The organism is Brevundimonas sp. (genome assembly GCF_036405315.1).
GTDB lineage: Bacteria > Pseudomonadota > Alphaproteobacteria > Caulobacterales > Caulobacteraceae > Brevundimonas.
In genome coordinates this window covers 1-13,431 of the sequence record NZ_DASWXW010000078.1, presented here as the reverse complement: position 1 = coordinate 13,431, position 13,431 = coordinate 1, and the positions used below count along the sequence as shown (strand labels likewise).

At 68.2% G+C, this 13,431-nt stretch carries 12 protein-coding genes and 1 pseudogene; 8 read left to right on the top strand and 5 right to left on the bottom strand.

All coding sequences use genetic code 11. The features are described from left to right. The 3 genes and pseudogenes from VGE49_RS05015 to VGE49_RS05005 all read right to left on the bottom strand — a co-directional run. A pseudogene (locus tag VGE49_RS05015) lies at positions 1–125 on the bottom strand (TrmH family RNA methyltransferase); the annotation flags it as partial. 1 nt (position 126) lies between these two features. Further along, entirely contained in the window at positions 127–1,023 is an 897-nt protein-coding gene (locus VGE49_RS05010) for an RsmD family RNA methyltransferase (RefSeq protein WP_331033475.1), read from the bottom strand. Positions 1,024–1,040: 17 nt separating this feature from the next. Beyond that, positions 1,041–2,378, bottom strand: a complete 1,338-nt coding sequence (locus tag VGE49_RS05005) for a glycosyltransferase (RefSeq protein ID WP_331033474.1) — start codon at positions 2,376–2,378, stop codon at positions 1,041–1,043. Positions 2,379–2,568: 190 nt separating this feature from the next. Here VGE49_RS05005 and VGE49_RS05000 point away from each other — a divergent pair, with 190 nt between their 5' ends. Genes VGE49_RS05000 through VGE49_RS04985 form a run of 4 tightly spaced genes read left to right on the top strand, consistent with a single transcriptional unit; the run spans position 2,569 to position 5,730 of the window. Continuing rightward, positions 2,569–3,201 carry a TetR/AcrR family transcriptional regulator gene (locus tag VGE49_RS05000; protein WP_331033473.1) on the top strand — a complete coding sequence of 211 codons (633 nt, stop codon included), beginning with the start codon at positions 2,569–2,571 and terminating at the stop codon, positions 3,199–3,201. 35 nt (positions 3,202–3,236) lie between these two features. Next, positions 3,237–3,992 carry an ABC transporter substrate-binding protein gene (locus tag VGE49_RS04995; RefSeq protein ID WP_331033472.1) on the top strand — a complete coding sequence of 252 codons (756 nt, stop codon included), beginning with the start codon at positions 3,237–3,239 and terminating at the stop codon, positions 3,990–3,992. Further along, the gene (locus tag VGE49_RS04990) at positions 3,989–4,966 is read left to right on the top strand and encodes a FecCD family ABC transporter permease (protein ID WP_331033471.1); all 978 of its coding nucleotides are present in this window, start codon (positions 3,989–3,991) and stop codon (positions 4,964–4,966) included. Before VGE49_RS04995 ends, VGE49_RS04990 begins: the two co-directional genes overlap by 4 nt. Beyond that, positions 4,963–5,730 carry an ABC transporter ATP-binding protein gene (locus tag VGE49_RS04985; RefSeq protein WP_331033470.1) on the top strand — a complete coding sequence of 256 codons (768 nt, stop codon included), beginning with the start codon at positions 4,963–4,965 and terminating at the stop codon, positions 5,728–5,730. Before VGE49_RS04990 ends, VGE49_RS04985 begins: the two co-directional genes overlap by 4 nt. On the opposite strand, the gene VGE49_RS04980 is transcribed toward VGE49_RS04985, so the two are convergent. Next, complete coding sequence (locus VGE49_RS04980; RefSeq protein ID WP_331033469.1) at positions 5,721–7,751, bottom strand: lytic transglycosylase domain-containing protein; 2,031 nt, start codon at positions 7,749–7,751, stop codon at positions 5,721–5,723. The genes VGE49_RS04985 and VGE49_RS04980 overlap by 10 nt on opposite strands. Positions 7,752–7,867: 116 nt before the next feature. Between VGE49_RS04980 and dapA the strand changes: the two genes are divergently transcribed. The 4 genes from dapA (at position 7,868) to prfB (ending at position 12,953) form a co-directional block, all read left to right on the top strand. Beyond that, the gene (gene dapA, locus VGE49_RS04975) at positions 7,868–8,752 is read left to right on the top strand and encodes a 4-hydroxy-tetrahydrodipicolinate synthase (RefSeq protein ID WP_331033468.1); all 885 of its coding nucleotides are present in this window, start codon (positions 7,868–7,870) and stop codon (positions 8,750–8,752) included. Then, positions 8,752–9,219 carry an SsrA-binding protein SmpB gene (gene smpB, locus VGE49_RS04970; RefSeq protein ID WP_331033467.1) on the top strand — a complete coding sequence of 156 codons (468 nt, stop codon included), beginning with the start codon at positions 8,752–8,754 and terminating at the stop codon, positions 9,217–9,219. The genes dapA and smpB overlap by 1 nt, the downstream gene beginning before the upstream one ends. Positions 9,220–9,323: 104 nt before the next feature. Further along, a complete protein-coding gene (locus tag VGE49_RS04965) occupies positions 9,324–11,708 on the top strand; it encodes a penicillin-binding protein 1A (protein WP_331033476.1) in 2,385 nt (794 codons plus the stop codon). Positions 11,709–11,836: 128 nt separating this feature from the next. Beyond that, a protein-coding gene (gene prfB, locus VGE49_RS04960) for a peptide chain release factor 2 (protein WP_331033466.1) occupies positions 11,837–12,953 on the top strand; the annotation gives its coding sequence in 2 pieces (ribosomal slippage) (positions 11,837–11,905 and positions 11,907–12,953; 1,116 coding nt in all). A gap of 49 nt (positions 12,954–13,002) precedes the next feature. Here the strand turns inward: prfB and VGE49_RS04955 are convergent. Next, on the bottom strand, positions 13,003–13,431 hold a 429-nt coding region (locus VGE49_RS04955; RefSeq protein WP_331033465.1), incomplete at its 5' end, for a bactofilin family protein.

The following is a 13,431-nucleotide window of genomic DNA, read 5'->3' as shown; positions in this document are numbered from 1 at the left end:
TCGCCGATGAATTTCAGACCCTCGGCCAGGAAGCGGCCGGTCAGGTCGCGTTCCTTGCGCATGTGCAGGGCGCGGACCGACTTGATGGTGTCGTTGGTCAGGGAGGTGATGACGCGCTCGACCATGTCAGGCGCTCCAGCGGGCGAAGAAGCTGAGGCCGATGGCGCGGGCGTCCTTGCCGTCCTCGGACAGCGCCAGTTCGCCCCAGTCGATGCGCCCGCTGCGATCATGGGTCGCCTCGGCCATCATGTGGGCCAGCGACAGGCCCGAGATCCGCGCCGCATAGGCGTTGAGCAGCAGGAAGGAGGCGTCGTCGGACAGCAGGGCGGCGCAGTCCTTCAGCAATTCGGGCATGTCCTCGAACAGGCGCCAGACCTCGCCATTGGCGCCGCGCCCGTATTTCGGCGGGTCCAGAATGATACCGTCGTACTTGCTGCCGCGACGGACTTCCCGGGCGACGAACTTGCGGGCGTCCTCTACCAGCCAGCGGATCGGGCGGTCGGACAGACCCGACAGCTCGGCGTTTTCGCGCGCGTAAGCCACAGACTTCTTGGAGGCGTCGACGTGGGTCACATGCGCGCCCGCCGCCGAACAGGCCAGGCTGGCCACGCCGGTATAGCCGAACAGGTTGAGAATCTTGGGCTGCTCGAGCGTGCGGATGCGGGCATCCAGCCATTCCCAGTTGGCCGCCTGCTCCGGGAAGAAGGCCAGGTGGCGGAACGGGGTGAACCGTCCCATGAAACGCACGTCGCGCCATTTCAGCGGGAAGGCGTCGATCGGGCCGTGGGCGTCGAAGCGCCAGCGGCCGGCGTCCTCTTCTTCCTGCTGCGGGTCGAAGACGGCGTTGGCGCGCTCAAACGCGCCTTCGTCATGGGCCTTCCAGAAGCACTGCGGCTCCGGTCGGACGACCGTATAGCGGCCATACCGCTCCAGCTTGCGACCATCGCCGCTGTCGAGCAGCGCATAGTCGGACCAGCCTCGGGTGACGAGGGTTTCGGGCGTGGAGGAGAGAACGGGAGCCATCCCGGGCTGATAGGCGCTCAGGCGGCCGCTCGTCCAGAGTCCACGGCGGCGTCGATGTCGTGATCAACGGGGTTGTCCGGCGCATGGGGGGTTTTGTCCCATCGGTGCGGCTCGGCCACCAGCCGATACAGCGCGTGTACGAAAGCGAGGCTGAGCAGACACCAATAGGCCGGCGCCGCGGCCATTTCCCTTGCTCCGAAACGAACTCCGGCGCGGCGCGCGCCCGCCAGCTTGGCCAGCCATGCCGTGGCTACGCCGGCGATCAGGACGCTCATGCCCAACGGCGGCGCCGGCGGCAGCTTCCCACAAACAAGCGAGGTGAGCGCCACAGCGCCGATCCAGGCGATGGAGGCGGCGTGGATGGCCGCAGAGGCGCAGCCGGCGCCCAGGGTCAGCGTCAGAGCCGCCCAGCCGCGCCATCCCATTCCACCCAGGCTGCGCGTATGAACGGCGAGCGTCTGAAGGTGTCCCTTGAGCCAGCGCGTGCGCTGCGGCAGCCAGAGCCGCAGGGGGCCGGGCGGGGTCTCGTAGGTGGGGCGCTGCAGCACGCCGAGACGTCCGCCTGAGCGCCATATGCGGAAGCCCAGGTCGGCGTCTTCCGTGACGTTCCACGCGTCCCAGCCGCCGAGCGCGCGAAGGGCGGTGGCGCGGAAATGATTGCTGGTTCCGCCAAGGGGAAAAGGAAGGCCCAGCGAAGCCATGGCTGGAAGGGTGACTTCAAAGAGGGCCGCATATTCCGCCGCGAATTGTGCGTCCAGGAACGGCGAGGCGCTGTTCCGCTTGTCCCGTCGACGGATGCGCAAGGGCGCCTGCAGGCAGACCAGATCGTCGCCTTCGGCTCCAAAGCGGGCCGCCGCTTCCCTAAGCTGAAGCGGGTCGGGGTCGTCCTCGGCGTCGAAGATCGTCACCAGATCGCCCTGAGCCAGGGACAGGGCGTAGTTGAGCGCGCGGGGCTTGGTCTTCGGCGAGCCCGGCGGGACGATCAGGACCGTCAGCCACTCCGGGCGTTCGGCGGCGAGGGCGGCTGCGATGGTGGAGCTGTCATCGGCTTCCAGGGCGAGAAAGCCCTCAAGTCGGTCGGCGGGGTAATCGATCCTACCCAGCCGCTCGATCAACTGGGGCAGAACGGGAGCTTCGTCATAGAGGGCGGCGATGATCGTGTATCGAGGCCAGACGGCGGGCTCTGGATCGTTGCGTGGCGGCGTACGACGCGTCAGCAGGGTGACAAGTCGCCACCCGGCGACGGTTAGAAAGCCGAGCTGAATCCCGGTCAGAACCGAGGGCGCTACATGGGGCGAGATGAAGGCGCCGGCTACAAGCGTCGCCGCCAGGCCGGCCAGAACAAGAAGCTGCAAGCGTGTGAACGTGACCCGTGCGGCGAACGGGGTCAGGCCACGCTTCCTGGCAAGCGATGCACCGCGCATGAGAAGCCCCCAAGACCTGCTGCAAACGGAAAGTGTTAATATCGTTGTTCTTTGAGGGCAAGCGATTGGCGGACTCAGGCATTGCGGCTATTCAGACCGGGTCCCAGCCATGGAGTCTGGATTGCCCGGTTCATCGCTTCCCACGCCTCGATCCGCTCGCAAGCCCAAGGGCGAAGGCCACGCGCGCCGTGCGGAGATCCTGGCGGCGGCGGAACGCATCTTTGTCGAGCATGGCTATGAGGGGGCGACGATCCGCAAGATCGCGGACGAGGTCGGCCTGTCATCGACGGCCCTCTATATGCACTTTCCCGACAAGGCCGCGATCCTTCACGAGATCTGTCGCGGCGCCTTCGAGACCCTGATCGCCACCCACGAGGGGATCACGACCGAAGCGGCCCCTGCCGAGGTGCGGCTGCGTCGGATGATCGAAGGCTACATTCGCTTCGGCTTCGACAACCCGAACGCCTATCGACTGACCTATCTGACGCGTCCGATCGAGGCGCGGGAAGGCGCCGAGACCGTGGCGCAGGAAACCGGCTTCGAACTGTTCCGCTCCTTCATGTCGGTGGTCGAGGAAGCGGTGGCCTCGGGGCGGATGCAGGGCGACCCTCGCGCCATCGCCCAGGCGATCTGGGCCAGCGGGCATGGCGTCGTGTCGCTGATGATCACCAAACCCTATTTCGACTGGGTGGATCGCGACGAACTGGTCCGCATCCAGCTGGACGCCCTGTTCGCGGGGCTGCTCGAGTCGTGACTCGCGCTGGCGGCGTCGCCTTGGCGCTTATAGTCATGGCGCCGACCTTCGCCGAGGCGCGGCCGCTGCGGGTGCTGTCGCTGGATCAGTGCGCGGACCAGTATGTCCTGGCGTTGGCGCCCGAAGCTGATCTGGCCCTGTCGTCGCGGGCGGACGACCCGGATTCCTGGATGCGCCGGGCGGCGCGCGGGCGGACGCGGGTCCGGCCGACGCTGGAGGCGGCCATCGGCTTCCAGCCCGACGTCGTGGTCCGCTACTGGGGCGGCGAGCCGCGCCTGCTGGCGGCGCTTGAGAAGCGCGGGACGCGGGTGCTGGCCATCAATGACGCCACCGATATGGCCGGCGTCCGCGAGAACCTGAGGTCCGTGTCGCATGGCTTGGGTCAAGAGGCGCGGGGCGCGGCCCTGATCGCCCATATGGATCGACGGCTGGCGCAGGCCGCGGGCGGCGGGCGTGGACGCGAGGCCGTCTATGTCACGCCCGGCGGCTACACGACCGGGGCGGGCTCGCTGATCGACTCCATCCTGAAGGCGGCGGGGTTCCGCAACGGCGTGACCGGGCCAGGCTATCGGCCGCTCGGGATCGAGAAGATCGCCCTGACGCCGCCGACCCTGTTCGTGCGCGGATTTTTCCAGCAGTGGCGCTCCGACTGGCGCGGGCCAGGGCGGCATCCGGTGGTGGCGCGCGCGGCCAAGGGGCGGACGGTGGCGGACCTGCCGGCCTCGGCGCTGAGTTGTCCGGCCTGGTTCGCGGCGGACGCGTCGGCCATGCTGGCTGAGGCCGCGCGATGAACCTGAATATCGGACTGGCGGCGACGGTCCTGTTGGCCTTGGTCGGGGCGGTGCTGCTTGGAGAGACGGCGCTGTCGGCGGCCCAGTATGGCCAGGCGCTGGCTGATCCGGCGTCGGGACCGGGCGCGGTGCTGTGGCAGGTGCGGGCGCCGCGCGCGGTCTGCGCCCTGATGGTCGGGGCGGCGCTGGGGCTGGCGGGGGCGGTGCTGCAAGGTTTGCTGAGGAACCCGCTGGCGGACCCCGGCGTGCTGGGCGTGTCGGCCACGGCGGCGCTGGGCGCGGCCGGGGCCATCGTGCTGGGGGCGGCGGTCATTCCCGGTCTGGTCGAGGGCGCAGCCCTGATCGGGGCGGCGCTGGCGGGACTGTTGCTGGTCGCCATCGCGTCCAGGGTGCGGGCGCCCGAGGCGCTGATCCTGTTCGGGGTGGCGCTGTCGAGCTTTGCGGGCGCGCTGACGGCCCTGATTTTCAACCTGTCGCCGTCGCCCATCGCCTCGGCCGAGGTGATGAACTGGCTGCTGGGCTCGGTGCAGAACCGCAGCTGGATCGACGTGGCCTGGGTGGCGCCGGCGCTGGTCGTGGCCGCCGTCCTTGCAGCGGGCGCGTCGCCGGGCCTGAGGATGCTGACCCTGGGCGAGGAGGCCGCGCGAGCGTCCGGCCTGTCGATGGGGCGGATCCGGGTGCTGGCCCTGATCGCCTCGGCGGTCGCGGCGGGGGCGGCGGTGGCCGTGGCGGGCGTGATCGGCTTTGTCGGCCTGGCGGCGCCGCATCTGGTGCGGGCGGCGGTGCGCGGCGATCCAGGGCGGTTGTTGCTGCCCTCGGCATTGGCGGGCGGGCTGATGCTGGTGCTGGCCGATCTGGCGGCGCGGCTGACGCCGACCGATCAGGAGTTGAAGCTAGGCGTGTTCACGGCCCTGGTCGGGGCGCCTTTGTTCGCCCTGATCGCCTGGCGCGCGGCGCGGGAGTGGCGGCTGTGAGCGCCTTGCTGGAACTCGACGGCGTGGTGGCGCGCATGGGCGCGGCGACGGTTCTGGGCGGGATCTGCCTTTCGGTCAGAGCAGGGGAGCTGGTCGCTTTGTGCGGGCCGAACGGGGCGGGCAAGTCCAGCGCCATTCGCGCTGCGCTAGGCCTGACGCCCTTGCACAGCGGGGCGGCGAGGCTGGGCGGCGAGGATGTGCATCGTCTGTCGGAGCGCGAGCGCGGAGCGCGGGCGGCCTATCTGCCGCAAGAACGGCATATCGCCTGGAACCTGCCGGCGATCGAGGTCGCGGCATTGGGCGCGCCCTTTCTGTCAGGGGCTGAGGCGCTGGAACGGGCCCGGGCGGCGCTGGACGAGGTCGGGGCGGCCCATCTGGCGGATCGTGGCGTGGCCGAGATGTCGGGCGGCGAGCGGGCGCGGGTGCTGTTGGCGCGGGCCTTGGTGGTTCAGGCGCCGTTGCTGCTCGCGGACGAGCCCATCGCCGGGCTGGACCCTGATGCGCAGATTCTGGTGTTGGAGCGTTTGCGGGCGCGGGCCGATGCGGGCGGCGGGGTTCTTGTCAGCCTGCACGACCTGACGCTGGCGGCGCGGATCGCGGACCGGGTCGTGGTGCTGGACGCCGGGCGGGTGGTCGCGGATGCGGCGCCGGTCGAGGCCCTGTCGCCCGCCGTGATGCGCTCGACGTTCAAGTTGGATGGCGTCTGGGTTGAGGCGCCCGGCGGGCCGTTGCTGGCGGCCCGCCGCTTGTCGTCTCAGGGCTGATACGAACGCGGGCCGCTGTTCGGCGGGGTGCCGCGCGCCAGATCGGCGGACGGCGTCAGCGGGGCTGATCCGCCGTTCAGGCGGGCGCGATAGACCTGCATGTTCTCCATCACCCGCATCATGTAGTTGCGCGTCTCGGTGAAGGGCGCACATTCGATGAAGTCGATGGGGTCGACCTGCCGGCTGCGCGGGTCGCCGCAACGCGCCACCCACTGCGGCGGCCGGGCCGGACCGGCGTTGTAGCCGACCGTCGCCAGCAGGGGCGAGCCGCCGAAATTGTTGATCAGTTCGCCCAGGTGATAGCTGCCCAACCGCATATTGGCGTCGGGATCCCACAGTTGCTCCGACGAGAAGCCGACGCCCATGCGCCGCGCCACGCCCTGGCCCGTGGCGGGCAGAAGCTGCATCATGCCGCGCGCGTCGGCGTGCGAGCGGGCCAACGGGTCGAAGCTGGATTCCTGACGGGTGATGGCCAGGGTGAACTCCAGCGGCGCCGCGCCCGAGGTCTGGGGCGGCATCCGCACGGGATACATCCGCTCGGGCATGACGAAGCCGCGCTGGCTGGCGGCGCGACCGACCATCATGGAGCCGAATTGGTCGCCATAGCCCTGCATCAGGTCGAACAGCTGGGTCAGGTCGTAGGGCGAGGGCAGGGTGTCGTCGAGGTGATAGGCGAAGACCCGCAGCAGGGTCTTTTCGCCCGCCGCGCCAAGGATGCGGGTGGCGCGCACGACCTCATTGCCCTCGAAGCGATTGACGTCCTCGGGCGTGGGGGCGGGCTCGCCGGGCAGGGTCAGGGTGGTGATCCCGGCCTTTTCGGCGGCCAGTTGGCCGTAGAAGGTCTGCCAGTGCTCCGCGCCCGCTTGATACCAGCGTTGGGCGCCCTGACGGTCCCCGCGCGCCTCGGCGGCGCGGCCCAGCCAGTAGAGAGCGCGGCCCTGGGTGATCGGGGTCGAGGAGCTGTTGCGCAGGATCTCGAAGTGCTGGGCGGCGGCGGCCGGATCGTTCAGTTTGGTCAGGGCGACCCAGCCGGCGAAGAACTCAGCGTCCACCTTGCGCTCGCCCGCGGGGAAGCCGTGACCGTTCATGGCGGCATAGGCGGCGCGCGGATTGCCCTGCTGCAGGGCGTCCAGGAAGTAGTTGCGGCGCTCGCTCCATAGCGTGTCCTGGCCTTCCTGATGCGTCGGCGCGGCGGGCAGGGCGGACAGCAGGGGGAAGGCTTCGGACTGGCGACCGGCCGAGCGCAACAGGCGCACGCGCTCAAGCACGACAGCGGGGTCGTTGGCCTGGGCCGGGGTCAGGCCGGCGACGACAGCGTCGGGCGAATAGGCGGTGCGCAGGGCCATGACGGCGACGGCTACGGCCTGACGGTCGGCGGGGACCATGGCGGTCATGGCGCGGGTCGCCGGGCCGTGCGGGCCGAGCAGAAGCGTGTTCAGGCGGGCGACGTGATCGTCGGCGGTCAGCCAACCGCCCCAACGGTTGGCGATGCGGGACTGCTGAGCTTCCTCGAAGGAGCGGGTGCGCCACCAGTCGCGGATCAGGTCCTGGGCCTCGCGGCGCTGGCCCTTCTGCTCCAGAGCGCCGGCCAGGGCGATGGCGCCGTCGGCGGTCGTGGGCGCGGCGCCGTTGAAGAAGGCGATGACCGTGTCCGGCGAGGCGTTGGCCATGCCCAGGACGCGTTCGCCCGCCGCCCGGCGCGAATCAGCACGCGGCCAGTTGGCGAGGTCGGTCTGGGCGCGGGCCAGATCGGCGTAGGAAAGCTGCCGGTCCGAGGTGTCGACCAGGGCCCATTCGACCAGCTTCTTCGCCGTGGGGTCGGAAATCCGGCTCATAATCGACTGCGTGCCGACCACGTCGCGGGCGCGGGCCGAGGCCAGACCTTGCTGGAACAGGGCCATGTCCTGGCCGCTGATGACGCCATTCTGGCTGGAGGCATAGGGCGCAGGCGTGCTGTTCAGCACGTCCTGGGTCGGCGGAGTCAGAATCGCCAGGGCGGCGGCCACGGTCGTCGCGATCATCAGATGTCTGATCCTCATTCATCACTGGTTGCGGCCGAGCGGCGAGCAACCTACGCTCCCTGCCTCTTCAAAAGGGCGGCACGCCGCCCGAAACACCGCGCAGGTATCTTGTTTCAATGACCGCCCCCTTGTTCAAGGGCGTGATCACCGCCTTGATCACACCTCTTCGTGACGGAAACGTGGACGAAGGGGCATTCGAAAAACTCCTCGAACGTCAGATCGCTGCTGGCGTCCACGGCGTCGTTCCGGTCGGAACGACGGGGGAAAGCGCCACCCTGCGTATGGACGAGCACAAGCGCGTCATCGAGCAGTGCGTGAACATCGCTGCCGGCCGCGTGCGCGTGATTGCGGGCGCCGGTTCGAACGCCACGCACGAGGCCATCGAACTGTCGGCCTTCGCCAAGGAAGTCGGGGCGGATGCGACCCTGGTGGTGACGCCCTATTACAACAAGCCTTCGCAGGAGGGCATGATCGCCCACTTCGAGGCGATCTCTGACGCCGTTCAGATCCCCATGGTGCTTTACAACGTGCCGAGCCGTTGCGGCGTCGATCTGTCGAACGAGTCTGTCGCGCATCTGGCGTCGAACCCCAACATCGTCGGCATCAAGGACGCCACCAGCGACATCTCGCGGGTCAGCTGGATGCGCAGCCATATCAGCGGTCCGTTCGACCTGATCAGCGGCGATGACGCCACCTGGCTGGGCTATGCCGCCACCGGCGGCGTGGGCGTGATCTCGGTCACGTCCAATGTCGCGCCGGAAGCCATGGTCGCCATGTATGACGCGGTCGCGGCCGGCGATTTCGCCACGGCGCGGGCCTGGCAGGACCGTCTCATCGGCTTGCACAAGGCGCTGTTCCTCGACAACTCGCCGTCGCCGGCCAAGTACGCTCTGGCCAAGCTGGGTCTGTGCAGCGAGGAGGTCCGCCTGCCGCTGTCCCTGACCCGCGACGCCGTCAAGCCCGCCATCGATCAAGCTATGGCGGAAGCCGGGGTCGTCTGATGGCCGCCGACGCGCCCAAGAAGGTGATCGCCGAGAACCGGCGCGCGCGCTTCGACTACTTCCTCGAGGATTATATCGAGGCCGGGATCCAGCTGCTGGGCACCGAGATCAAGGCGCTGCGCGACGGCCGGGCCAATATCGCCGAAAGCTATGCGGCGGTGGAAGGGCGCGAAATCGTCCTGATCAACTCAGACATTCCGCCCTACAAGCAGGCCAACCGCTTCAACCACGAGCCGCGCCGCCACCGGAAGCTGCTGCTGCACCGCAAGCAGATCGACAAGCTGATCGGGGCCGTCCAGCGTGACGGGCGGACGATCATTCCTGTGCGCCTCTACCTCAACGAAAAAGGCAAGGCCAAGCTCGAAATCGCCTTGGCCAAGGGCAAGAAGCTGCACGACAAGCGCGAGGCCTCGGCCGAACGCGACTGGCAGCGCGACAAGGCCCGCCTGATGCGCGACAAGGGCTGAGTTTGCGGTTCCGCTTTGCGGCGGGACCGACGCGCGATAAACGACGATTTCATGGGGCGCGTCTTGCGGAGTTCACGGTGAAGATAGCCGAACGCTGGTTCGTGATGGCGGGCGTCGCCTTGCTGGGCGGCATCGCTGTGGCCGGGCTGGTCGTGGCCATCTATGCGGCCTGGGTCCTGCACGATATGCCGGATGCGTCGGAACTGGCGGACTATCGTCCGGCGACGGCGACGCGCGTCTTCGCCGGCGACGGCACCCTGATCGGCGAGTTCTCGGACGAACGGCGCATTTACGTCACCTATGATCAGGTGCCGGAGCAGGTGATCCACGCCTTCCTGGCGGCCGAGGACAGCCATTTCTTTCAGCACGGCGGCATCGACGTGTCGGGCATCGGCCGGGCCATGTTCAAGAACGTGTTCAACGTCCTGTCGGGACGGCGCCTCGAGGGCGGTTCGACCATTACGCAGCAGGTGGCCAAGAACGTCCTGCTGACCAACGAATCCAGCCTGAACCGCAAGCTGAAGGAGGCCATCCTCTCCAGCCGTCTGGAAGCGACCCTGACCAAGGAACAGATCCTCGAGCTGTATCTGAACGAGATCTACCTGGGCTATCGCTCTTATGGCGTGGCCTCGGCGGCCTACAACTATTTCGGCAAGTCGCTGAGCCAACTGACGCCAGACGAAGCGGCCTTCCTGGCGGCCCTGCCCAAGGGGCCGAACAACTATAATCCGAAACGCCACCCTGAAGCCGCCAAAGGCCGTCGCGACTGGGTCCTGGGCGAGATGGCCGACAACAAGTGGTTGTCGCGCGAGGACCTGGCGACGGCTCTGGCCCGTCCGCTGAACACCCGCGCCGCGCCGCGCCGCGCCGAATACGCCGACGCCGACTTTTTCGTCGAGGAGGCGCGCCGTCGCGCTATCGGCCTGTTCGGTCAGGAAGAGGTCAACCGCGGCGGCTATTATATGCGCACGACGCTGGATCCTCAGCTTCAGTCGGCCGCCCGCGAAGCCCTGATGAACGGGCTCGAGAACTACGACCGCCGCCACGGCTGGCGCGGCGCCTGGGGCACGACCAATTTCGCCGAAGGCTGGCAGGCCGAGGCCTTGAAGAAGAACACGCCGCCAGAGCGTCGCACCTGGCAGGCCGCCGCCGTTGAAAGCGTCAGCGGCAACAATGTGCGGGTTCGCTCGGCCAAGGACGACCGGACAGGATCCCTGATCGTCTCCGACGCCGCCTGGGCCAACGCCAACCGCCCTCTGAAGCGCGGCGACCTGATCTTCGTCGAACCGCGCGGCGGTCAGTTCGCACTGAAGCAGGTCCCGGCGGTAAACGGCGCCCTGGTCGCCATCGAGCCCCAGTCGGGTCGCGTCCTGGCGATGGTCGGCGGTTATTCCTACGCCCTGTCCAGCTTCAACCGCGCGACCCAGGCGCGGCGTCAGCCGGGCTCGGCCTACAAGCCCTTCGTCTATGCGGCGGCGCTGGAGGGCGACTTCAATCCTGCCTCGATCGTGCTGGATGCGCCGATCAGCTTCCCCGGCGGGCCGGGCGGTCGCGCCTGGACGCCCGAGAACTACAGCCGCCAGTATTACGGCCCGCAGACCCTGCGGCGCGGGCTTGAGCTGTCGCGCAACGTCATGACCGTGCGCCTGGCCCAGGCCGTCGGCATGAAGAACATCGTCGACCTGTCCAAGAAGATGGGCGTGGTCGACGACATGTCGCCCAACCTGGCCATGTCGCTGGGGGCGGGGGAGACGACGCCCTATCGCATCACCGCCGCCTACGCCGCCTTCGTCAACGGCGGGCGCAAGATCGATCCCTATCTGATCGAGATGGTCCAGGACCGGAACGGTCAGACCATCCACCGCGCCGACCGACGTCAGTGCCGCGATTGCAGCCGTGGCTTCAGCGGTCAGGAATCGCCGCGTCTGCCGGATCGCGGGACCCAGGTCATCGACCCGATCACCGCCTATCAGATCAGCTCCATGCTGGAAGGCGTCATTCAGCGCGGCACCGGCGCCAGCGCCCGGGGCCTCGGCCGATGGGTCGGCGGCAAGACCGGCACGACCAACGAATATCGCTCGGCCTGGTTCGTCGGCTTCTCCAGCGACATCGTGGTCGGCGTCTTCGTCGGCTTTGACGACAACCGCTCGCTGGGCGGCGGGGAGGCTGGCGCGGCGACCGCCGTGCCGATCTTCACTGATTTCATGCAGGTGGCTCTGCGCGAACGCCCTGCGCGGCCCTTCGTCCGACCCAAGAACGCCGTCTTCCGCACGGTCAACGGCATCGAGGAAGCCTTCCGTCCCGGGACTGAGCGCCAGATCCGAGAGGATGCGCCACGTCCCGTCCAGCCGTCAGGACCGCAGAACTACAATGATGTGGTGCGCCGCGAGCAGGAGGCGGCCCAGGCCCCGACGCCGGCCGCGCCTGCGGCCGTTGCTCCGCCGCCGCCGAAGAAGCAGCCGGCTGAGGACTTGAGCGGACTCTACTGAGGCTCTAGTTAGGCCCACCAACCGGCGCGCCTGTCCGCAGGCGCGCCGTTTTTCATCTTGCTTTCCCTATCGGTCCGCACGCGGTGCGGCCCTGCTTCAGGGAGGGCGTTGTTTCGCAGGAGTTTGCGATGAGACCGGATGTCGAGGCCATGAAGGCCGACATCGAGCAGAGCGTCGCTCTGCTCAGGAGGCGTCTTTGACTGGGATGTCTCGCTTCGAAAACTGGATGAGCTGAACGCTCGGGTCGAAGATCCGACTCTTTGGGATAATCCCGAACAGGCCCAGGCCGTCAGCCGCGATCGTTCGCGTCTGGAAAGTCAGATCAACAGTGTCCGCGAACTGGAAAGCGGCCTGGAAGAGGGCGTCATGCTGGCCGAGATGGCCGACGAGGAGGGCGACGACGCCACCCTCGAGGAAGCTCGCGAACTGCTACGCGGCGTCAAGGATCGGGCCGCCCGCGCCGAGCTGGAAGCTCTGCTGTCCGGCGAGGCCGACGGCAACGACGCCTATCTGGAAGTGAACTCCGGCGCCGGCGGCACCGAGTCCAACGACTGGGCCGGCATGTTGCTGCGCATGTACTCGCGCTGGGCCAAGGCCCACGGCTACGAGGTCACGATCGAGGCCCATGAAGAGGGCGAGCAGGCGGGGGTCAAGTCGGCCACAATCCTGATCGAGGGACCCAACGCCTACGGCTGGCTGAAGTCGGAATCGGGCGTGCACCGCCTGGTCCGCATCAGCCCCTATGACGCGGCGGCCAAGCGCCACACCAGCTTCGCCTCAATCGGCGTCTCGCCAGTCGTGGACGACACGATCGAGATCGACATCAATCCGTCGGATGTGCGCACCGACACCTATCGCGCGTCCGGCGCGGGCGGTCAGCACATCAACAAGACGGACTCGGCCGTGCGTCTGACTCACGTTCCGACCAATACGGTCGTGGCCTGTCAGGCGGGGCGTTCGCAGCACCAGAACCGCGACATGGCGTGGAAGATGCTGCGCGCGCGTCTGTACGAACTGGAGCTGCAGAAGCGTGAAGCGGCGGCGCAAGCCTTGGCTGACGCCAAGACCGACATCGGATGGGGGCACCAGATCCGATCCTACGTCCTGCAGCCGTATCAGATGGTCAAGGATCTGCGCACCGAGGTCGAGACCTCGGACACGCAGGGCGTTCTGGACGGCGATCTGGATCAGTTCATGGGCGCGGCCCTGGCGGCCCGGGTCGGCGAGACCCGCGACGCTAAATAAAAAAGGGGCGGCCTGCGGGCCGCCCCTTTTCATTTGTCCGGTGCGCCGATCAGGCGGCGGGCTTGGCCTCGACCTTGTCCGGCTTGTTGGCGGCGGCGGGCTTTTCGGGAGCGTCGAGCATGGAGGCGCCGGGCGTGTCGCGCTTGGCCTGGGTGCAGCGACCCTGGAACCAGGCGCCCTGTTCGATGGACAGTTGTTCCTGGGTGATGTCGCCCTCGATACGGGCGGTGGCGAACAGCTTGACCTGCTTGGCGACGATGGCGCCCGAGACGCGGCCGCGCACCTCGAGGACGTCGGCGTGGACCGTGCCCTCGACCGAGCCGCCTTCGCCGATGGTGACGCGCACGACGCGGATATCGCCCTTCAGCGAGCCATCGACCTGAAGCTCGCCGGCGCCTGAGATGTTGCCTTCATATTTCACGCCGGCCGACAGGGTCGACAGGCTGGAGGAGCGGGCGGCGGGGCGCGACGGTTCAGG